10 protein-coding genes are annotated in these 22,414 nt (G+C 59.0%); 7 read left to right on the forward strand and 3 right to left on the reverse strand.

Annotation, left to right across the window (positions count from 1 at the left end; all coding sequences use genetic code 11):
- The first annotated feature begins 173 nt into the window (after nt 1-173).
- The 5 genes from CKW26_RS21600 to CKW26_RS21620 all read left to right on the forward strand — a co-directional run bounded on the left by CKW26_RS21600 (nt 174) and on the right by CKW26_RS21620 (nt 2,721).
- Nucleotides 174-476 (forward strand): DUF5629 family protein, encoded by a 303-nt coding sequence (locus tag CKW26_RS21600; RefSeq protein WP_095050106.1) that lies wholly within the window; start codon nt 174-176, stop codon nt 474-476.
- Nucleotides 473-1,648 (forward strand): lactonase family protein, encoded by a 1,176-nt coding sequence (locus CKW26_RS21605; RefSeq protein ID WP_095050107.1) that lies wholly within the window; start codon nt 473-475, stop codon nt 1,646-1,648. Before CKW26_RS21600 ends, CKW26_RS21605 begins: the two co-directional genes overlap by 4 nt.
- Nucleotides 1,649-1,804: 156 nt before the next feature.
- Nucleotides 1,805-1,984: a hypothetical protein gene (locus CKW26_RS21610; protein WP_007917967.1), complete on the forward strand. Its 180-nt coding sequence runs from the start codon at nt 1,805-1,807 to the stop codon at nt 1,982-1,984.
- A gap of 270 nt (nt 1,985-2,254) precedes the next feature.
- On the forward strand, nt 2,255-2,467 hold the full coding sequence (locus CKW26_RS21615; RefSeq protein ID WP_095050133.1) for a hypothetical protein: 213 nt from the start codon (nt 2,255-2,257) through the stop codon (nt 2,465-2,467).
- Entirely contained in the window at nt 2,464-2,721 is a 258-nt protein-coding gene (locus CKW26_RS21620) for a hypothetical protein (RefSeq protein WP_095050108.1), read from the forward strand. Before CKW26_RS21615 ends, CKW26_RS21620 begins: the two co-directional genes overlap by 4 nt.
- A gap of 88 nt (nt 2,722-2,809) precedes the next feature.
- On the opposite strand, the gene CKW26_RS21625 is transcribed toward CKW26_RS21620, so the two are convergent.
- From CKW26_RS21625 to CKW26_RS21635, 3 genes are read right to left on the reverse strand one after another with little or no spacing between them, the layout of a single operon-like run.
- The gene (locus tag CKW26_RS21625; RefSeq protein WP_095050109.1) at nt 2,810-3,406 is read right to left on the reverse strand and encodes a glutathione S-transferase; all 597 of its coding nucleotides are present in this window, start codon (nt 3,404-3,406) and stop codon (nt 2,810-2,812) included.
- A complete protein-coding gene (locus CKW26_RS21630) occupies nt 3,403-7,044 on the reverse strand; it encodes an AAA family ATPase (RefSeq protein WP_095050110.1) in 3,642 nt (1,213 codons plus the stop codon). The genes CKW26_RS21625 and CKW26_RS21630 overlap by 4 nt, the downstream gene beginning before the upstream one ends.
- Nucleotides 7,041-8,285 carry an exonuclease SbcCD subunit D C-terminal domain-containing protein gene (locus CKW26_RS21635; RefSeq protein ID WP_093437857.1) on the reverse strand — a complete coding sequence of 415 codons (1,245 nt, stop codon included), beginning with the start codon at nt 8,283-8,285 and terminating at the stop codon, nt 7,041-7,043. Before CKW26_RS21635 ends, CKW26_RS21630 begins: the two co-directional genes overlap by 4 nt.
- 347 nt (nt 8,286-8,632) lie before the next feature.
- On the opposite strand from CKW26_RS21635, the gene CKW26_RS21640 reads away from it, so the two are divergent.
- Together CKW26_RS21640 and CKW26_RS21645 are read left to right on the forward strand one after the other, a co-directional pair.
- On the forward strand, nt 8,633-22,024 hold the full coding sequence (locus tag CKW26_RS21640) for a hemagglutinin repeat-containing protein (RefSeq protein WP_095050111.1): 13,392 nt from the start codon (nt 8,633-8,635) through the stop codon (nt 22,022-22,024).
- The gene (locus CKW26_RS21645; RefSeq protein WP_095050112.1) at nt 22,021-22,323 is read left to right on the forward strand and encodes a hypothetical protein; all 303 of its coding nucleotides are present in this window, start codon (nt 22,021-22,023) and stop codon (nt 22,321-22,323) included. The genes CKW26_RS21640 and CKW26_RS21645 overlap by 4 nt, the downstream gene beginning before the upstream one ends.
- The last annotated feature ends 91 nt before the right edge of the window (nt 22,324-22,414 follow it).

Genomic DNA, 22,414 nt, shown 5'->3' on the forward strand with positions numbered 1-22,414 from the left:
GCCAATATCCCTGTGGGAGCGAGCCTGCTCGCGAATGCATTCTTTCAGTCAGCCTTTCATGGCCTGACACACCGCATTCGCGAGCAGGCTCGCTCCCACAAGGGTTCCCATAAGGCCTCTGGATCACATTGAGCTATCATTGGCCCTTTCCCCCCCTAGAAAGACTGTTTGCCATGACTGCCCAAACCCTTCTCGACGTCCTCGAACAATCCGATATGGTCGAAATCGACGGCTTGCACGCCTTCGAATTTTTCCTCGATGAAGACGACAATCTGCACATCGAATGCATCGACGGCCGAGCGGCCAAGCATTGGGAATTCACCCCGGTTCAGGTTGCCGCTGCAACTTTCGACGACTCTTTGCAGAGCTGGTTGATCGTCGGTTATTTCAATGAAACCAAAGCGATCGGCGAACACCGCTTGGTTTGTCATGGCGACGTAGTCAGCAGCAGCGATGACGAGGATGACAATCAATGAAAATGCGTAAATTCTGGCCGCTGCTGATGGCCGGCAGCGTCGGTGCCATGGGGCTTTCCAGCGCATCCGCCGAGAACTTCCAGTTGCTGGTCGGTTCCTACACCGCCAACACCAGCCAGGGCCTCTATCGAATGAACTTCGACAGTGCCACCGGCCAGATCGCCGCCAAACCGCTACAGGTGGTCAAGAGCGAAAACCCGTCATGGCTGACCCTGTCCAAAGACCAGCGTCGCCTGTTCGTGGTCAACGAAAACGGCCCGGGCCAGAAAGACCCGGTTGGCCGTGTCAGCAGCTATTCGATCGATCCGAAAACCCACACGCTGACCCTGATCAATCAAGTGCAGAGCCTGGGCAACGAGCCGACCCATTCGAGCCTCAGTGGTGATGCCAGCCACTTGTTCGTCAGCAACTATTCGGTGATGGAAGATCCGGGTGGAACGCTGGCGGTATTGCCGGTCGGTGCCGACGGCAAACTCAAACCCGTCGTGCAGATGAGCGCGCACCCGGCGAGCCGGATCAATCTTGAGCGCCAGGCCTCCAACCACGTGCACTCGACGGTTTCTTCGCCTGACGGCCGCTACGTGTTCTCCAACGATCTGGGCGCGGACAAAGTCTTCGTTTACCTGTTCGATCCGAAGGCCAACCCGGACTTGCCGCTGACGCCGGCGATGACCGCTGCAGTGCCCTTGCCGGCCGGCAGCGGCCCGCGTCATCTGCTGTTCAGCGCTGACGGCAAACACGCCTGGCTGACCATGGAAATGAGCGCGCAAGTCGCGGTGTTCGATTACCACGATGGCGTGCTGACCCAGACGCAACTGGTCGATCTGGCCGCTGGTCAGCCAACCTCGGACAAGGCCGGCGCCGCGCTGCATGCCTCGGCCGATGGCAAGTTCCTCTACGTCAGCAACCGTGGTACCGCCAATCAATTGGTGGTGTTCGCGATCGATCCGGCCACCGGCCAGCTCAAAGAGCTGCAAAAGCGTTCGGTGGACGGTGATCACCCGCGCGAGTTCAGCCTCGATCCAAGTGGCAAATTCCTGCTGATTGCCAACCAGAAGAGCAACGAAATTGTCGTCGTCGAGCGCGATGGCAAGACCGGTCTGCTCGGCAAAACCGTGCAGAAACTGCCGATGGACGCGCCCAGCGACCTCAAGTTTATCGTGCGACAATAAGCCACAGGCCCCGGTTTAAGGGGCCTGTCTCTTTGTATTAATCGCGCTGATATCCGGTAATGCTACAAAGCATTTCAAGCGATCAACCCTTGAGCGTTAAGTTTGCTTCACAGCCCAACCGGGCAAGCAAGCCAACCGAACACGAGGGTTACCGCCATGAACTTCAATCTCTTCTCCGTGATTGCCGCTTCCGCCATCTCCGCCACCGTTGTGCTGCCAGCCAGTGCCAACGTTGAAATCAACAGCAAAAAATCCCACACCCAGAGCTACACCCAGAAATACCTGCAACAGAGCGCCAACTTCTACGCCGCCCTGGATCACAAAGCCCAACACTGAAATGCCCATTGCGCACAACTCCCTGTAGGAGCTGCCGAAGGCTGCGATCATTTGATCTTGTTTTTAAAAGCAAAATCAAAAGATCGCAGCCTTCGGCAGCTCCTACACGTGTGCGTGTGTTTTTCGCAAACCGATAGGTTTGTTCAAACACGCAAATAGACTGGCTAAATAATCAACGAAGCTGATGTTTACTATGGAAAACCCTGAGTGGTTGCCACGGCTTTTTTGATCGATTCTGTGGGCATCGAAACATGCCCACGGGAGAACACCATGGCCAGCGCAATCCTTCATTCAGCCAAACGCGGCGCCTACCTGGCCATCGGTCTTTACCTGGTCGTGGTGCTGGTCGTCAGCATCGCATCGCAGATGGAACACACCTTCGACGCACCGATTCAAGTCGACCACCCCGGCATCCAGTTCGAAGTCCGCTCGCAAAGCGTGATGGTCGACCGGGCCGAACTCGCAGGAGTCGGCGGAGCATGAAAGGCTACAGACTTTGGGTAGTCGCCGGTTTGGCGTTTTTCACCAACGGCGCTTCATTATTGGGTATCGGTCAAGGCTCGGTGGGCGCACTGGCCCGGGCCATAGAGGCCAATCACAACATTGCGCACAATATCGAGAGAGCAAATACGCTAGGGCTGATGGCCGGCAATCCGCCGGTAAAAGTCTCGGCGGATTTTCTCGGGCCATTCGAGATAGATTGCATGGCCCTCGGCATGTGCAACGCGCTGGCTTGACCCTGTAGGAGCTGCCGAAGGCTGCGATCTTTTGATCTTGCCTTTATAAGATCAAAAGATCGCAGCCTTCGGCAGCTCCTACATTGAGTTACTTCTTCATAATTGAAGTGAAAAGGTCTGATTCGAGGAAGCGCTGTAACCAGGCCTGTAAGCGAACATAAGGCGTCTGTGCAAACCACTCGCGATCAACATGGGCAAACTGCCGAACGAAGGGCAGCAGGGCGATATCGGCCAGGCACGGATGGTCAGCCAACAGGTAGTCGTATTCACCCAGCGTCAGATCCAGATGATGCGCAATCATTGAGCATCGCATCCGATAGGCCTCCATCGGCTCCGCGGGATAGCGCTCGGCGTATTTGTAGTGGTTCAACGATGTTTTGAAGTTCTCGTCGTTGGTCCTGATCAGCATGTCCATGATGACTTGCGCACCTGGGTCATCTTTGAGCAACCAATCATCCGGATCATTCTGCGCCAACGCCCAGCGCATGATCTCCAGGCTCTCATCAATCACCCGCCCACCGGCATTCAGCACCGGCACCGTGCCTTTTGGCGAGATCGCCAGCATCTCCGCTGGCTTGGCCTTGAGGCTGACCTCAACGATGTCCACCGGTACACCCGAGTAACGCAGCGCCATCCGCGCCCGCATCGCGTACGGGCAACGGCGGAAGGAATACAGCGTGTTCATTTCACCTCCAGCGTGCTCAAACCATTGCCTTGGCGCTGCACCTGAATCTGCACCGGAATCCGCTCGTGCATTTCCTGCACATGGGAAATCACCGCGACCTTGCGCCCCTGCGCCTGCAAACCATCGAGCGCATCCATCGCCAGTTGTAGCGATTCCGGATCGAGGCTGCCAAAACCTTCGTCGATAAACAGCGATTCGATTTTCAGCGTGCTCGACGCCATCGACGCCAGGCCCAATGCCAACGCCAGCGACACCAGGAACGTCTCGCCACCGGACAACGAATGTACCGAGCGCAGTTCGTCGCCCATTTCGGTGTCCATCACCAGCAGGCCAAGCATGCTGCCACCGCGCTTGAGGCGATAGCGTTTGACCAGTTGGCGCAACTGCACGTTGGCGTGGTGCACCAGCAGGTCGAGGTTGTAGGCCTGGGCGATCTTGCGGAAGGTGTCACCGGTGGCCGAGCCGATCAAGGCACTCAGTCGCGCCCAGCGTTGATATTCGGCGTAGGCATCGGCGATCTGCTGGGCCAGCGCCTGGTTGGCGTTCTGCCGGCGCTGATCTTCAGCCTGTTCGGCACGCAGTTCGGCGCATTGCTGCTCGCTGACATTGAACTGATTCTGCAAATCGCTCAAAGCGGTGGTGAGTTGCTCGGCATCAAGATTGCCGTTGTGTTGCGACTGATGATCGAGCAACAACCGATCACGCTCCTGCAGCAAGACCCTGGCTTGTTCGATGGCTTTTTCATTGAGCTGCAAGCGCTGGCGCAATTGCGCGACTTGCTCATCATCGACGCGCAACAAGTCTTCGAGGCCGCCGTCATCCAGCTCGGGATGACGAGCGCGCCAGTCGACAATCTTGCTCGCCAGATCCTGTTCCTCGCTTTGCAGCGCCTGCAAACTCTGTTGCTGCGCCTTGAGTTCAGCGGCGATCTGCACAATCTGCGTGCGTACGTTTTGCAGGTCTTGAGCGGTGCCAGTTTCGGCAGAGCGCGCTTGCTCCACAGCCTGTTCCAGTTGCTGCTGCCACTGTTCGGCGCTGCCGTGTTCACCCAGCAACTGCGCAAGTTTGTCCTGGCAGAGTCGTTGCTGTTCGGCCAGCGCATTGAACTGTTGCTCAGCCGTTTGCGCCTGCTGGACGCGGGTCTGCTGGCGATCCTGCTCTTTCTCCAGCGTCTGCTGACGCTGTTGCTGTTCGGTCTGTTCCTCCTTGTGCTGATCGACTTGCGCCAGACGCTCGGCGATCTGCCGGTCTAGCTGCATGAAGGTCGCCGCCGGTTCCTGGCGCAAGGCTTCAAGGGTGTCGGCCGGCAGCAGATTGCCGAACGCGGTCAGCTCTTCATCGAGGCGCTGACGGTCGCTGCTCAGCTCGCGCTGCTGATTGCTCAAGTGCTGCGCCGCTTGCTGATGCGCGGTTTCGGCCTGACGCAATTGCTGGGTCAGGCGCGCGGCATCCTGTTGCAGGGTGAGCAGGGCGCTCTGGCGTTGTTCGTCCTGAGTGATGCTCTGGTTCAGTTGCTCGTTTTGCCGGGCGAGCCAGGCATCGCGCTTGTCGGTGTCCTGATTGAACAACTGCGCGGACAGCGGATGCGCATCGAGGCTTGGCGCCAACGCTTGCTGCTGGTTCACCAGTTGTTCTTGCTGTTGCAGCAGTTCTTTCTGTTGCGCAATCACGCCACCGACTTCGGCGCGCAGTTCGATGAGCTTTTCCTTGAGCTGATCGACCACTTGCTGGGCGTTGGCCTGTTCGCTTTCATCATGGCGACCAAGACTTTGCAGCAGCGCTTCGGGCTGATGATACGGATGCTCGTTGCTGCCGCAGACCGGGCATGGCTGATCGTCCTGCAACTGCGCGCGCAACTCTTCGACACTGGCACTGCGCGCCAGCCGCTGGCGTTCAAGCAGCTCGCGGGTGACGTTGAGGGTTTGTTCGGCGACGGTCAGTTCGGCTTTGCTTTTCACCCCGTCTTGAGTCAGGCGATCACGCTCCTGCTGGGCGTTGAGTTGACGCTGTTGCAACTCGGTGCTGCGCTTGTCGAGATCCTGCTGCGTGGCCCACAGGCGCGACAGGTCTTCGAAGGCGCGCAGTTGTTTGCGGTTGTCCTGCAGCAGCGTGCCGAGGATGCCGATTTGCTCGGCGACGGCATCGGGTTCGGCGCCGGCCTCTTTGAACAGCACTTCCAGTTGCTGCTTCTGCGTGGTCAGTTCTGCGGCGCTGCGCGTGGCATTTTCTTCGAGGCTCGCCAGTTCGGCTTGGCCCTTGTTCAAGCGGTTGCCGATCAGCATCAGCTGTTGCAGGCGATCGCGGTAGGCATTCCACGCGTCGCTCAATGGCGCCAGATGAGCACTCTGCTCAAGCTCGGCGGCGATACGTTGCAGGCGTTCGCCGACCTGGGTCTGTTTTTCCAGCAAGGCTTGAATGGCGTTCTGGCCTTCGGTACAAGCCTGCTGCGCATTGGTTCGGGCTTCGGCACTTTGCGCGACATCCTTGGCCAGACGGGCGAGGGTGCTTTGCTCATCAAAGGCCTGACGCAACAGCGGCGCGTTTTCACTTTGCCGTTGCTGCGCTTCGCTCAGGGCGACTTTCGCCGCTTCCAGAGTTTGCTCCAGTTGCGTTTGGCGCCCAGTCAGTTCGCCGTGTTGCTGCGAGTGCGCAGCAATCTGTGCGGCCAACGGCGTCAGCAGCGCATCGAGTTCGGTTTTACGCGCGAACTGGTGCCGCTGCGGGCCGAGCTGCTCCAGTCGCGTCAGTGTCACCCGCTCGCCGGCCAGACTTTCCGATTGCTGCTGGGCACTGTGCAGTTGTTCTGCGGCCGCTTGCTGCGCGTCCTGCAACACACGTAAATCCTTGAGCCAGCCGTGCTGTTGCTCAAGCTGCTTGAGCTGCGCCTGCTGCAACTTCATTTGCTGTTGCGCGGCATTGAAGCGCTCATCCAACTCGGCCCGCGCTTCGGGCGCCAACGGGGTCACGCCGGTCGCCTGATCCTGCAACAGCTTATGCGCTTCGCGGGCTTCTTTAGTCTTGTCGAAGGCGCGGCGGCCGAGACGGGTGTACAGCGCGGTGTCGGTGAGTTTTTCCAACAGTTCGCTGCGGTCGTTGTCGTCGGCCTTGAGGAACGCACTGAACTCGCTCTGGGCCAGCAGCACGGCGCGGGTGAACTGTTCGAAGTTCAGGCCGAGCGCAGCTTCCAGCTGAGTTTTGTATTCACCTTTCTGGCTGGCGAGCAGTTGATCCTGATCGATGTCGCGCAGGCTCTGCCGGCTGGCCTGCAACTTGCCGCCGGCCTTCTCGCGCGCACGGTTAGCTTCCCAACGTGCCCGATAGCGACGGCCATCGACACCGACGAAATCCACTTCGGCATAACCTTCGCCGGTGCCGCGACGCAGCAAAGTGCGCGGGTCGCCGGTGGCAATTTCGCCGTCGGCATCCGGGACTTTGGCGTCACGGCCAGTGTTGTTCAGACGCGGCACCGCGCCAAACAACGCCAGGCACAAGGCGTCGAGCAAAGTACTTTTACCAGCGCCGGTCGGGCCGGTAATCGCAAACAAACCGGCACTGGCCAGCGGTTCAGCAGTGAAATCGATTTCGAAAGGCCCGGCCAGCGAGGCCAGGTTCTTCAAGCGAATGGCGAGAATCTTCATGGCTGCTCGCCCTCCAGTTGTACGTCTTGCAGCAGTTCGGCGAAGTCCTTCAGCGTTTGCTCGTCGACCTCGCTGCCATAGTTGTCGAGCCAAGCGCGGCTGAACAGTTCCTGCGGAGTGAGCTGGTCGAGTTCGATCAGCGCGGTGCCGTCTTCGACGCCGTCAGCACCACGATTACCGGCGTATTCAGCGGCGATACGCACCAGGCGCACGGCTTTGCCTTGCAGGGCGCTTTCGACTTGATGGCGCAGATCCGGCTGTGGCTCGTCGAGGGTTACGCGCACTTCCAGCCACGGTTGCCGCTGGGTTTCGGCGAGCAGATCGATGTTCGGCAGATCGGCCAGTTGCAGCAGGATTTCGGCCAGCGGTGCCGGGCCGATGCGCTGCAGATTGACCGAGCGCGGGATCAGTTTCGGCTCGACGCTGACCAGGGTTTCGCCGTCGAGGGTGACGTCGAGAATCTGGTGCTGATAGCTGATCTCCGAGAACGACAACGGGATCGGCGAGCCGCTGTAGCGAATGCGTTCTTCACCGTTGACCTTCTGCGGCTTGTGCAAATGGCCGAGGGCGACATAGCTGATGCTCGGCCCGAACAGGCTGGCGGGCAGGGCTTCGGCGTTGCCGATGATGAGGCTGCGTTCGGAGTCTTCCGAGACCGAACCGCCGGCCATATGTGCGTGGCTGATGGCGATCAGCGCCTGACCGGGTTGGCGCTTGGCGTTGGCCGCTTCGATCAGCCATTCGTGCACCTGACCGATGCCGCGCAGATAGTTGTCGCCCAGATGCGCGCCCGTCACCTCTGCCGGACGCAGGAACGGCAGCGCCAGGCACCACGCGGCGATTTCGCCTTGGGCATTTGGCAGTGGCAACAGCAAGCGGTCGGCGTCCAGTTGCCCGTCATCCAGCCACAGCACCCGACCCAGCGCGTGGGTGCGCAAACGGCGCATCAACGGCGCGGGCAATTCAATCCGCGAACCGGAGTCGTGGTTGCCGGCGATCATCACGATGGTCAGCAACGGCTGCTGTTCGTGGGCGCTGACGATGAAGTCGTAGAGGCGTTCCTGAGCTTTGACCGGCGGATTGACCGTGTCAAAGATGTCCCCGGCAATCAGCAGCACATCCGGCTGCGCCAGTTGCAGTTGGCGCAGCAGCCATTCGAGGAAGCACGCATGCTCGAAATCGCGCTCCTGGCCGTGCAGGTTTTGCCCAAGGTGCCAGTCGGAGGTGTGGAACAGACGCAAGGTGGACTCCGCAACATTTAAAGAGGTGATGGCCGCGAGGAAATGAAGGGCGGCGAAAGAGGGGAGAGTTTACAGATTATTGCGGCGGGAGGGCTTGTTGTGCAGGTGAGCGACTGTCAAGCGGAACCAGGTTTTACTCATACCGATCGTCGGCAACGATGGTTCAGGTGATTCAAAAATTGACGCCAAAATAGTGGCCATCTAATATCGCGCCACTATTTTGATACTAGTGCGCTGCTCCCCCTTTTCCCGCTTTTCGCAGATCGGCATCAAGGTTCGTGCCGTTCAGGAAGCATCGCGCTCGCCTTCAATCCGACTATCGTTGCCCGTTCTAAGAGACCTTCAACATGGATGTTCGCCAGTACGCCTTTCCTGCGCTCCAACCTTCTGCGGTCGTGAAAGACCGTGAACGTTTTTTGGGCATGCCCAAGCGCGGCCTGGCGTTCCTGTTGGCGAACGTGATGTTCTGGCAACCGATGTGGGCGCAGGCCGACGGCATTGTCGTGGCCAACCCGAACACCTCGCTGGATCGCGCCGGCAACGGCGTGCCGATCATCAATATCGCCACGCCCAATGCCAGCGGGCTGTCGCATAACCAGTTCCACGACTACAACGTCGGCGCGCAGGGGCTGATTCTCAACAACGGTTCGACGCAGAATAATCTGACGCAGTTGGGCGGGCACATCATCGACAACCCGAACCTGAAAAACAGCGGTTCGGCACAGGCGATTCTCAACGAAGTCATCAGTGGCAACCCGAGCCAGTTGCGCGGTTACACCGAAGTGGCGGGGCAGTCGGCGCGGGTGATTGTCGCCAACCCTTACGGCATCACGTGCAACGGGTGCGGTTTCATCAACTCACCGCGTGTGACTTTGACCACCGGCAAACCAGTGCTCGACAACGGTCGGCTGGATCGCTTTCAAGTTGATCAGGGCAGCGTCGCTATTGAAGGCGCGGGACTCAACGCGACCAATGTCGACCGCTTCGAAATCATCACCCGCAGCGCGAAGATCAACGCCGAGATTCAGGCGCAGAACCTGACGATTGTCGCCGGTCGCAACGATGTCAACGCACAAACCCTGAATGCCACCGCCCGCGCCGATGACGGCAGCACCAAGCCGCAACTGGCCATCGACTCCTCGGCACTCGGCGGCATGTACGCCGGGGCGATCAAACTGGTCGGCACCGAGGCCGGGGTCGGGGTGAAACTCGACGGCAAGCTGATTGCCAGCGGCGGCGATATCCAGCTCGACGCCAACGGCCAACTGAGTCTGGCCGACACCTCGGCCACCGGCGCGGTCAACGTCAAGGCGGCCAGCCTCGACGCACGCGGCCCGGTTTACGCCGGCACCGCGCTCAACGTACAAACCCAGGGCAACCTGACCAACCGCCAGACCCTCGCGGCTCGCGACAGCATTAACCTCAGCGCCGGCGGCCAACTGACCAACGCCGGCGCCATCGAAGCCGGCGTCAATGCCGACGGCAGTCGCAATGCCAGCGGCGACCTGAGCCTCACCACGCAGAACCTCGACAACACCGGCAAAAGCCTCACCGCCAGCCGCAGTCTGACGGTCACCACCGCGCAAACCCTGAACAACCAGGGCGGCACGCTCAGCGGGCAAACCGCGGCCATCACTGCCGGCACACTGGACAACCGCAACGCCGGCAAAGTGCAGAGCAACACCACCCTGAACCTAAACGCCGCGCAGGTGCTCAACAGCCAAGGCGTGATCAACAGCAACGCCATTCTTGCCGCCAACATCGGCCAGTTGATCAACAGCAACGGCGAACTCAGCAGCCAGACCGACGCGGTTCTCAACGTCACCTCGCTGGACAACGTTGCCGGCCTGATGAGCGCCGGCCGCCTGCTCGACATCAGCGCCCTCGGCGCGATCAACAACCGCACCGGCAAGATCGGCGCCAAACAGACCCTCACGCTAAAAGCCCAACAACTCGACAATAGCCAGCAAGGCCAGTTGACCAGCGAAGGCACGCTGACCACGCGGATCAGCGAGCAACTGAACAACCAGAACAAGGGCCTGATCCAGGCCAACGGCGCCATGGACGTGCAGGCCACGCGCCTGGATAACCGCGCCGGCAAGATTTCCAGCCTCGATACCCTGACCGTCAGCAGCGCCAACACCGACAACCGTGGCGGGACGATTCGCGCCGATCAGGCCGCCAAACTGCTGATCGACAACCTGGACAACCGCGACAAGGGCCGCCTCGAAAGCAAAACCGCGCTGACCTTCGACGGCAACACGCTGGATAACAGCAATGGCGGCCTGCTCACCGCAACCGGTCTGTTGAGCCTCAAAGCCAAAGCCGTGACCAACGACGGTGGACGGATTTCCACCAAGGGCGATATCGACGCCAACATCGACAGCCTCAATCAAGAACACGGTGAACTGGTCGCCGAAGGCAACCTGTTGCTGACCGGCAAAACCCTCAACAACCATCAGGACAGTCTGGTTGGTTCGCTCAAGACTTTGACCGTCAATGTCGAGCAGATCGACAACCGCGCCAGCACACTCTCCAGCCAGCTGGACCTGCACATCAACGGCGCACGGCTGGACAACAGCGATGGCGGCAAGGTGCTGTCCGACACCACGCTGGCGCTGAAGGTCGCGCAGATCATCAATGCCAGCAACGGCCTGATTTTCAGCAAAGGCGCGAGCACCCTCAGCGGCATCGGCTTGAGCAACGTCGGCGGGCGCATCGTCAGCCAGAACACGCTCGGGCTGACCTTCGACGAGGCCATGGACAACCAGCAAGGCCTGATCAGCAGCGAAGGGCAGATGACCCTCAGCGCCGGCAGCCTCGACAACCGTCTGGGCAAACTGTCGAGCCTTGAAGCGATGGCGCTGACCGCCAGCGGTTCCGTGCTGAGTCAGGGCGGCCTGATCGTTTCGCAGAAAGGCCTGACCTTTAAAAGTGGCAGTCTGGATAACAGCGACAACGGCATCATCAGCGCCAAGGCTGATTCGACCCTGACTACCGGTGAGTTGAAGAACCGACAGGGCGGCAGTATCGCCACCGATGGCTCACTATTATTGACCGCCGCGCACCTGGACAACTCCGGCGGCAGCCTCGGCAGTCAGCAGAAACTCGAGGCGTCGCTGACCTCGCTGGAGCAGGATGGCGGTGAGCTGTTCAGCAACGGCGACCTGACCCTGGACATGAACAACGGTCTGCTCAATAACCAGCGCGGCAATATCCATACGCCGGGCCAGTTGCTGCTGAAAAACCTCAAGGACGTCAACAACAGCGCCGGCGAAATCTCCGCCGCCAAGGCCTGGAGCGTCAACGCGCAAAGCTTGAACAACGACGGCGGCAAACTGCTCAGCAATGAGAAGCTCATCCTGGTCATCGACCGCGCGCTGAGCAACGTCAAAGGCCTGATCGCCTCCGCCAGCCTCGACAGTCGCAGCGACAGTTTGAACAACAGCAGCGGTGACATTCGTGTGCGGGGCGATGTTGATTTCAGCGTGACTGGCATGTTCGATAACCAGAACGGCGTGGTCATCGCCGACAACGGCCTGACGATCATCGCCGCGAGTCTGGATAACCGTCAGGAAGGTCTGATCGGTTCGACTAATGCGCTGAAGCTCAACGTCGAGCGTGTCGACAACCGCAGCGGCGAGCTGTCGAGCAAGAGCGATGTCAGTCTGATCGGCGCCTGGCTCGATAACAGCGACAGCGGTTACATGCTCGCGGGAGGCGATCTGGCGCTGACCGTCAACGACGTCATCAACCGCAATAAAGGCCTGCTGTCCGGCGACACCGGGCTGACGCTGAGCGGCAAGACGCTGGAAAACAGCGGACGACTGACCAGCCAGAAAGACCTCGCGATCAACCTCTCCGGGGATCTGAACAACGCACAGGGCAGCCTCGTCAACGAAGGTGCCCTGGCGATCAACGCCGCTAGCCTCAACAACGACGCCGGTACGGTCTCCAGCGCCAAAGCGCTGACCGTCGACACGCGTGGCACCATCAGCAACCGGGGCGGCAGCCTGCTGACCGATGGCGATCTCACCCTCAACAGCAGCGCGCTGGATAACCAGCAAAAAGGTGTGATCAGCAGCAAGGCCAATCTGAACATCAGCACGGGTGCCCTCAACAACAGTCAGGCGAGCATTTACGCTGACGACCACGTCGAGATCAGTGCCGGTCAGGTGACCAACAGCGGTGGCAGTCTGGGCGCGGGCAAGACGCTTAACGCCAATGTCCAGGGCCTCGAGCAGCAGGGCGGAAAACTGTTCAGCGGCGGGACTGTCAGCGTCGATCTGAACGGCGGCGCGCTGAACAATCAGGGCGGTGTGATCAACGCACCGGACCAGTTACTACTGAAAAACCTCTCCGACGTGAACAACCGTGGCGGCGAGATTTCCAGCGACCAGGCTTTTGAGTTGATCGCCAAGTCGCTGGACAACAGCGGCGGCCAACTGCTGAGCAACCAGAAACTCACCCTGACCCTCGACCACGCACTGACCTCGATCAAAGGCACGATTGCCGCTGCGGCATTGCAGGTTCGCGCGGAAAGTCTGGACAACAGCGACGGCGGTGTGTTGCTCAGTGACAGCTACATCGAGGTCACTGTCGATGGTCTGCTGAAAAACACCAACAAGGGCAGCATCCGCGCCGCGCAACAACTGACCCTCAACAGCACCGGCCTGAACAATCAGGGCGGCACGCTGGTGGGCGTCTCCGGCCTGAACATGGACCTGGGCGCCACCGCGCAGGATCTGAATAACCAGGACGGTGTGATCAGCAGCAAAGGTGGGTTGAGCATTGCCCATCTGCGCGACCTGAATAACCAGAACGGCGTGATCAACAGCAAAGGCGTGCTGAGCATCGCCACCGTGCGTGACCTGAATAACCAGCAAGGCGAAATCTCCAGCGTCAACAGCTTCAGCCTCACCGGCAACCGCTTCGATAACCGTGGCGGCAACCTGATCAGCAACGATCAACTGACCGTGACGGCGGTCGATCTGAACAACCAGAACGGTCTGGTTTCCGGTTGGAAAGGCGCAAGCCTCAGCGGCGGCACCCTCGACAACAGCCTGGAAGGCGCGATCTCCAGCCAGCTCGGCAACGTCAACATCGACCTCAGCGGCGCCTTGCTCAATCACAGCAAGGGCGGCATCGGCGGCCTCGGCGAAGTAACCATCAAGGCCGCCAGTCTCGACAACACCGCTGGCACGGTCAGCAGTGACGGCAAACAAACCCTGAGCATGACCGGCGGCGCGATCAATAACGCTGCCGGAGGCTTGATCAAAAGTGGCGACACCCTCGACATCCGCGCGGCCAGCCTGAACAACACCTCCGGCAACGTCATGGCGAAAAAAGCCCTGACCTTCACCGGCGGCCCGCTGAACAATACGAAGGGCAGTCTGGTCGGTGACGACAGCGTCACCCTCGATCTGCTCGGCGCCCTGAGCAACGTCAATGGCGCACTCGGCAGCGGCGCTGCGCTGCTGATCAAACGCGCTGCCAGCGTCGACAACCAAGGCGGCCAGTTGATCAGCCAGACCCTGCTGAGCCTGCTCACCAGCGGCGACCTGAACAACAGCCAGCGCGGCACCGTCTCGGCCAACGGCCAACTGGACCTCACCGCCGGCGGCACGTTGCGCAACGACGCCGACGGCCTGCTGTCCAGCCGCGATGCCGGCGTGACTCTCACCGCCGCCGCGATGAACAACTCCAAAGGCGCGGTGCAAAGCATGACCGCGCTGACCGTGAACACCGGCAACGGCGCGATCGACAACCAGGGCGGCAAAATCATCGCCCAGAACGGCGACCTGACCCTCAACGCTGCCAGCCTCGACAGCCGAGGCGGGGTGCTCTCAAGCCTCAAAGGTCTGCTGCAAACGCGTTTGACCGGCGTGTTGCGCAACGGCCAGGGCGGCAAGATCGAGGGCAGTCGCCTCGACCTGCAAGCGCTCGGCGGTATCTACAGCGATGGCGGACGGATCGCCGCCAACACCGGCAACATCCTGCTCAACGCCGGCGGCAACACCCTCGACAACAGCGGCGGCGGGATCTATGCCAAAGGCGTGGTGAAAACCATCGCCGGCCTGATGAGCAACAACAACGGCCAGATCAGCGGCAGCAGTATCGAGCTGGGTGTCGACGGCAACCTGAGCAACCGCAGCGGCCTGATCGAAAGCGCCAGCACACTGGCGATTCGCGCCGCCAATCTCGACAACCAGGGCGGCAAACTGCGCGCGCTCGGCACCAGCGGCAAAACCGATTTCCAGATCGGCAGCCTGTTCGACAACCGCAATGGTCTGGTGGAAACCGCCAACACCGATTTCACCCTCGCTGCGCCTAGCTTCCTCAACGCCGGCGGCTCGGTGACGCATGTCGGGCTGGGTGAGTTCGACATCTCCACCGCCAACGTGATGAACGCCGGCGGCTCGCTGGTCACCCGTGGCGGACTGATACTGAACGCCGACAGCTGGATCAACAGCAGCGTGATTCAGGCCGGGCGGTTGACGGTCAATGTCGGCAATTTTGTGCAGACCGCGAGCGGGCAGTTGCTGGCTTCCAATCAATTGGTGGGACGTGGTGGCAACTGGACCAACGAGGGCTTGATCGCCAGCGATGGCAATATGGATATCCAGCTGTCCGGCAACTACGGCGGCAATGGTCGGGTGAGCAGCGTCGGTGATCTGGGACTTGCTGCTTCGCGCATTGACTTGAGCAGTGTGGCGAGCATCACCGGGGCCTCCACTGCCACGATCACCAGCCGTGGCAACCTGACCAATCTGGGCCGCCTCACCTCGGTCGACAGCCTGACCGTCAATGCCGCGTCGTTGGTCAACAACGGCACCTTGGGCAGCGCCGGCAATCTGCGGATCAACAGTGATTCGTTGCTCAACCAGAACGGACTGATCTTCAGCGGCCGCGACATGAACCTGCGCGTGGGCTCGCTCACCAACCGTTACGCCGATATTTATGGCATGGGCAACATCAGCATTGCCCGCGATGACAGCAATGGCTGGAGTTCATCGATCAATAACATTTCGGCAACGATTGAAAGTGTTGGCGATCTGAGTCTGGCGGCTGATCACATCGAGAACCGCAAGGATGTGTTTGAGGTTGCTGCGGGTGGCGGGCTCGTTTCGGGAACAATTGGCGTTCGCTGCACGACGTGTACTTCATTCAGCGGCATCAACTTCGAGAGTCGCCTGCCGAGCCACTTGGTCTGGGTTGAAAAATACCATTCAACCATTGTCAGGGATTCGGCTTCGGGCACATTGACGGCCGGGCGCAATCTGACGGGCAACGGTCGCGAATTCATCAATAACGCCTCGACAGTCAGTGCCGGTCGAGATTTGACATTCAACGTACAAAATTTCACTAACCAAGGGGCAACGGTCGGGGATTACACCATCACGCGCTGGATTGATGCACCCAGGGCGAGCAGGGGCCCGGACTTTTGGCAGGACGTATTGAATTACAACGCCGCAAACGACCCGGATTATGACTCGGGCCAAACCGGTGTTGTGAACGGAAAGATCAGGATGGTTCCCAATATTCACACGTGGGATATGAATACGGTTGAATCACTCACCCGGATAGGCGGGCGTCAAGGTGGTCGCGAGGCAATCAGGTATCTTCTGTTTGGTTCGATCGCCATCGAATACGATTCCGGGAATCTCCGTTACGCTCCTCCTGGCTACGACGCTGGCGTGCGCGCAGAAGCCCCGGACATCATCAAGAACGCGACACCTTTCAACACCTTTACTACCGAAAGCAGTCCGACAGCGAATGCCAACGCCGTGGTTCAGGCAGGCGGCACCGTTTACATAAACGCGACCAACAAACTCGATAACGGTGTGGTTCGCAACGGCAACGCATCGGCCGGTGGCGCATCGCGTTTGGGTTCTACCCAACTGGGCGGCCAGGTCACGCCGACCGTCATCCGCATCAACGCCCAGCTTCCTCCAGACCTGGCCCAACAACAGGTCAACCCACTGGCCTTGCCGGGCTTCACCCTGCCAACGGGCGATAACGGTCTGTTCCGCCTCAGCCGTAAGGATGGCAGCGAACAAGCGATCTCGCCGATCAAAGACTGGGCAATCGGCTCGATCACTGCAGCATCCTCTGGACATACCACCGGAATGCCGGTCAGACATGCCACCGATTTCCAGATCGACAAGAACGATCCGGTCTCGATGAAAAAGCGCGACCTGGCGTTGAGTGATGCCGCGTCGCTGAATCTCAACGAAAAAACAGCTCAATTCAACGTTGGCGCAACCGCCGCTGACGGTCCGGTCGGCGTGCTGGTACCCGGCCGTGGCAGCCCTTCCTTTGACGTACCGCGCGTACAAGGCTTGCCCGACCCCAGCGTGCGCTCCAACCCGCACAAATACCTGATTGAAACCAACCCGGTACTGACCAACCTCAAGCAGTTCATGAGCTCGGACTATCTGCTGGGCAAGCTCGGCTACGATCCCGACACCAGTGCCAAACGTCTGGGCGATGGTCTGTTCGAGCAGCGCATGGTGCAGCAGGCCGTGGTCGCCCGCACGGGCCAACGCTTCATCGACGGCCAGACCTCTGACGAAGGCATGTTCAAGTACCTGATGAACAACGCCATCGCCAGCAAGGATCAGCTCAACCTGTCGGTGGGCGTCACCCTGACCGCGCAACAAGTCGCGGCACTGACCCATGACATCGTCTGGCTCGAAGAGCACGAAGTGAACGGCGAAAAAGTGCTGGTGCCGGTGCTGTATCTGGCGCAGGCGAATAATCGGTTGGCGCCAAACGGGGCGTTGATTCAGGGCGGCGACGTAACCCTCATTGCCGGCAATAACCTCGATAACGCCGGCACGCTGCGAGCCTCCAACAACCTGTCGGCCGAGGCCGGCAATAACCTCACCAACACCGGCCTGATCGAAGCCGGCGAACGCCTCACGCTCAAGGCCGGCAACGACATCATCAACAAATCGGGCGGCATCATTTCCGGCAAGGACGTCAGCCTGACTGCCACCAACGGCAGTGTGATCAACCAGCGTGATGTGACCAGTGTCGATGTCAGCCGCGGTGGCAGTGTGTACCACCGCGACTATCTGGATAACGCTGCGCGGATCGAAGCGGCCAATGATCTGACGATCAAGGCTGGGCAGGACATCAACAACATCGGCGGGGTGCTGCAAAGCGGTCGGGACATGACGCTCGATGCTGATCGCGATGTGAACATCACCTCGGTGCAGAATCGCAGCACCAATGCACGGGGCGGCAGTTACCTCAATCAGACGATTACGCAGCACGGCGCTGAAGTGACGTCCGGGCGGGATTTGTCGATTACGGCTGATCGTGACGTGGCGGTTGTGGCCAGTCGGCTGGATGCCAAGCGCGATCTCAAGGCCGACGCCGGCCATGACATTGTCATCACCTCGGCCGCCGACGAGAGTGATTACGTTTCGCGCAGCAAAAAGCGCGCAACTGAAACCCATAGCGTCACGCAACAATCATCGGTATTGAACGCCGGCCGGGACATTGCCCTGAAAGCAGGTAACGATCTGGGCATTATCGCCAGCCGGATCAAGGCCGAAGATGATGTCAGCCTCAAAGCCGTTCAGGACATCGCCATCGCCTCTGCCGAGGATGAAAGTTCATCCTATTACTACAAGAAGAAAAAGGGATCGCACGGACGTCGCAAAACCACCGAGAGCGAAATTTACGACAGCACCAATGTGGCCTCGGTTGTGGAAGCCGGGCACGACCTGACCGTAAACGCCAGCCAGACGGACAAGGGTGGTGTTTCTCTGGACGGCGGTCGTGATCTCACCGTGATCGGTAGTCAGTTGAAAGCCGGAAACAATCTGGTTCTGGGCGCGTTGAACGATATCTCGGTGCTCTCGGCGACTGACGAACACAGTGATTTCAGCAAGACCACTAAAAAGGGCTCCTTCGGTCTCTCCAAAAGTGGCAAAAGTGCGGTCAACTCCAGCACCAGTCAGGTCGCTAGCGAGTTGCAAGCAGGCAACGACGTCGTCGTCGCTTCAGGTAAAGACTTCCTGTTGCAGGCCAGCACTGCCACAGCGGGCAACGATGTCGAGTTCCGTGCCGGTCTGGTGGATGACACCGGCGACATCAATCTGATTTCGGCCAATGACACGGACTACAGCCGAAGCGAAGCCTATAAAAAGAAAACCGGTCTTTCGGTCTCGGGTGGCTTCCTTTCCCTTTCTTCGGCCAAAGAAGCAGGGCGGCTGGGTGAAGGTAACACCAGCGTGGGCAGCCTGGTCACGGCCGGCCGTGACACGATCCTCAGTGCCGAGCGCGATATCAATGTACTGGGTAGCGGTATCGATGCAGGACGCCATGTCAACATGGACGCCGGCCGGGACGTTAATGTCGTGGCGGCAGCCAATGACCGTGCCGAGCAGGCATGGTCGAAGTCCAGACAGACAGGCATCGGCATTTCCAGCGATGACAATGGCGTGAGTTTGTTTGCCGGTGTCGATGGCCTCAAGGAAAAGAATCGACGTGAACAGCAGACCGGTGCCGCCAGCCAGATCAATGCGGGGCAGGATCTGACCGTCAACGCCAAGCGCGATATCAACCAGATTGGCTCGGATCTGCAGGCCAGTAACGATATCGACCTGACTGCTGGGCGCAACATCAACATCGATGCCGGCCGCGAAACCCTGTTGGTAGAACAGCAGCGCGAGACCGAGCGCAACGGTCTGGGCGTGCGCATCGACCACAACTATGGCCAGACGAAAGACGCGGTCAATGGTGCAGGCAAGGGCGAGGACAATGTCAGCAAGGGCTCCAGTACGCTCAAGGCAGTGGATGGCATCAGCCAGTTCCTCTCCGGGCCGACAGCAGACGTCAAGTTCGGCAACAGCAAGCAGAGCAGCAGTCAGCAAACCATCGAGCAGAGCAGCCGATCGTCGACGCTGAATGCCGGTCACGATCTGAACCTCAATGCCAAGAACGACGTAACGATAAAAGGGGCGAAATTCCTCGCCGGACGCGACATCAATGTCGTCGGTCGTGACGTCACGTTCGATGTGGCCAAGGGCAGTGTCAACCAGGACAGCACGCAGCGCGAAAGTTGGGGCGGCATTCACGGTGGCACCAGTGGCGGCTTCAAGATCGGCATCGGTGGCAGCTATGGCATCGCCACTGAAGACGGCTCACATGGCACCTCTACACCGACGCAACTGGGCGCTGGCCGGGACGTCAATCTGCAAGCTAACCATGATCTGAATCTGATCGGTACTCAGGTTACTGCTCGCCGTGATATCGAGCTCAACGCGTTCAATGACCTCAATATCCGCTCGGCACAGAATGACAGCAGCAGCGATAGCAACCGGCACAACGGTGGCGGTGAAGTGGGTCTGGTGTTTGGTTCCGAGGGTGTTGGCGTTTACGCCAGTGTCAGCATGGGCAAAGGCGATCTGGAGCGCGAAGGCAACCGCCAGCAAGAGGCTTACCTCTACGCCGGAGACCGGCTGGGCTTTACCAGCGGCAAGGACACCAACATCGCCGGCGCCACGTTGCGCGGCGATGAGGTGAATGGTCGCGTGGGGGGTGACCTCAATGTCTCTTCAGTGGCCGACACCGGAAAGGTTAAGGGCAAAGAATTCGATATCAGCGTGACCGCTACGATTGGCCCGGGTGCCGGTGTCAGTGGTTCGGTCGGCTACGGCCAGACCACGGGCAAGACCAACTGGATCGAACAGCAGACCACTATCACCGGCAAGAACAAGGTTGATATCCGCACCGAGAATCACACTCAGCTGGACGGTGCACTGATCGCTGCCGACAACGGCAATCTGAAACTGGACACCGGCACGTTGGGCTTCAGTGATATTGCCGGTAGCGACAAGGAGCACGGTTACTACCTGAACGTTGGTGGTAGTTACACGGCGGGTAAAGGCACTGGCGCCCAGGACGCCAGCCAGACAGGTAAAGGCAAAGAAGGCGAGGCCGGTTGGAGCGTCAGTGGTTGGAAGTACGACAAGGATCGCGAACAGATCGTACGAGGCACCGTCGGCGCCGGTGAAATTGTGGTGCGCCAGGATGCCGAGACTGGCAAGGATTCGACAGTCGGTTTGAACCGCGATGTCGACAAGGGCTACGAAATTACCAAGGACAAGGAGTCTCGTACCGATCTGTACGTGAGCAAATCGTCCCTTGAGGCCGTAGCGGATCCTTCCGGTACCTTGAAGGCCTGGGCAGAAAAAATAGAGAACTACGCGGACGCTACGCAAGGTTCCTTTGAGGCAGCGCTCAGTCTGATTACCGGACCGGTCAACATGGTTGGCCAAGCCTGGACCAATCTTCAGGCACAGCGGGTATCGCTGGATGACGTACCTGCTTCGGCGCGCGAAAGGCTGGGTGACGATCTAGCTTTGGACATCGCCAAAAATCTGGTTCGAAGTGGCAGGGATCCGGGCGATGTCAATAACCTGGAAAAGGAAGACATCGTTGCTATCAAAGAATACGTGAAGGTATTTGCCGCATTTTCTTCGGCGCAAGCGGCCTGCGAAGCTTCGGGAGAGTGTGGCAAGGGTGATAGCGCATCGAATAATTGGGAATCGGTTCATTACCGTGATACTGACAAAAATAACCTACAGACTTGGTTGGGGAGTACGGCACCGGGTACTCCGGGTGCCGTGCTGTTACTGCGTGCTGACAAGTTGCAGACTTATCTGGACGGTCTGCCCAAAGAGCAGGCCCAGTTGCTGGCGTTGGGTATCCAGGCAGCCATGGGGCCGGCAAAAGCTGCTATCGGTCTTGCAGGCAATGTCCTGATCAACAAGTTGTTCGGCGACAAAATTGAGGCGATGAAAGATAACCTGGCTAAAACCCTGGCCAGTGAACTAAGCGGTGAGGCCAAGGACGGCTTGGTGGAAAACGATAACCGCCTCAAGAAAATGTTTGAGTCGGGCGCAAACTCTCGTGATGGCGGTGACGCCTATGTACGAGGCGCGGCGACGCTACTGAACATTGCCTTGGGCACCGCAACCAACATGGCAGGTAGCGTCACGGGCAAGGTTTTCAGCGTCGTCGGTGGCAAAGGGACTACCGGCGGGAAAGTCTCTGATCCAATTACGATCGATTCGAAGCATCCTGACTGGGCAAAAGAGTTTGGTGATGCGCCGGTCAAAGGGTGGGTAGACGGGCCGACGAGCAAGCCACCTGTAGCTTCTGGGCACGGCGACGGGGCGAAGCCTCATATCGAGGCCGTGGTGAAGGTCGAGACTGCCAAATCCGTCAAAGGCAGTCATGAATATGAACTGCTCAACAATCCTGCTGCCAGAAGTCCCAACACCCGTTATGAGCTTGATAATGGAAGTACCTTTACGACCAATAGCAAAGGGATGGTGGAGGAATTGACCTTCACGCCGGTCAAGGAAAAGGTGCCTCGAGATCCGCGGCAGACTGCAGCGGGTAAAGAAGGCCGGGATACTGACGTCGGTGGGCATGCCCAGGCGTGTAGCCAGGGCGGCACGTGCGATGGTTATAATCTCTTTCCGCAAGACAGAAACTTCAACAATTCGGCTTACAAGGTGTTCTATGAAAATAGAATCAAGGAAGCACTTGAAGATCCTTCCAAAACGGTCGGCCTCACGAGAATAAAGTTCAAACGTGAAGAGCCAGGATCTTCTCGGCCTGATTCGTTGCAAGTGTTTTACACGATTGATGGCAAGACCAAGTCTGTAGTGTTTGAGAACGAAGCCCGAAAAATACCGGAGATAATCGAGTGATTACAGATGATCTAGAAATCGTCAAAAAAATTTTTCAGATGGTCCACGAGGGTATTGTTCACGGATACGACGCCTTCCGTTACGAGATAGAGATGGGTGAAGGGTTCATGGAGGCCGAACTGACAGTCGAAAAAGACGGAGTTGAGGTAACGGACGCTGAAATCGATTTCGATGTCTCCGACGTGTATTTTTTGGCAAAAGATTTAAAGGCGAATGCCGTGCAGCGTGGCGAGCCCTGGAAATCTTTTGTCATGTCTTATCGCGATGGTGAGCAAGTGAAGACCAAATTCAATTATTGATTTGAGACGCTGCATTTCATCTTTTTTGATAGGCCAGGGTGTGGCTGGTTGCCCGTTTCCTTCTATCTGATGGGATAAATGGGACAGACTC

The sequence above is a fragment of the Pseudomonas sp. Irchel s3h9 genome, assembly GCF_900187475.1.
Classification (GTDB): Bacteria; Pseudomonadota; Gammaproteobacteria; order Pseudomonadales; family Pseudomonadaceae; genus Aquipseudomonas; species Aquipseudomonas neuropathica.